The organism is Streptomyces sp. SM1 (genome assembly GCF_002910825.1).
Classification (GTDB): Bacteria; Actinomycetota; Actinomycetes; order Streptomycetales; family Streptomycetaceae; genus Streptomyces; species Streptomyces okerensis.
On record NZ_NEUB01000117.1, the window covers coordinates 1 to 546 of the forward strand.

The window sequence follows — 546 nt, forward strand, 5'->3', positions numbered from 1 at the left end:
CCGGCCGCGGCGGGTGAGCCCCCAGGGCTTGAGGACCGAGATGACCGTCATGAAGAGACAGGCGGTCAGGGAGCCGACCGGCCCCATGAGGACGTCTCCCCCGTCGGGCAGGGCGTGCCCGTCGGCGACGGCCCGCGCCGCCGCGTCCACGCCCGGCCGCAGCGCGAAGACCGTGGCGGTGGTCGTGGCCAGGGTCAGCCAGAACTTCGTCCACACCCAGCGGTGCCTCGCCAGCCCCCAGGGCGTGCCGAGGGACAGGACGAGACCGCTGACGAGGGTCAGGAACGCGATCGGCAGCAGGAGCCGGTCGGCGAAGAGCTTCATGGCCCGTACGGACGCCTCCAGCATGACCGCCGACCCGGTGGTGTTCGCGGTGACACCGAGCGCGAGCAGCCCGGCGGTGAGCCCGAGCCAGCCGGCGGAGGCGACGCCGTGGACGACGAGATGGGCCCGGCGTGCGGGGCGGCTGAGTTTCTTCACCCGGTCCACGGTGCCGGGCCCGGGCGGCGCGGACATCCGACAGCGGGAGTAACCGCTCCTACTGGC

Annotated in this window: 1 protein-coding gene; it reads right to left on the minus strand. The window is 73.8% G+C overall.

The window, feature by feature from the left end; genetic code table 11:
• On the minus strand, positions 1-516 hold a 516-nt coding region (locus tag B9S61_RS02525; RefSeq protein ID WP_103540717.1), incomplete at its 3' end, for a DUF2269 domain-containing protein.
• Positions 517-546: the final 30 nt, after the last annotated feature.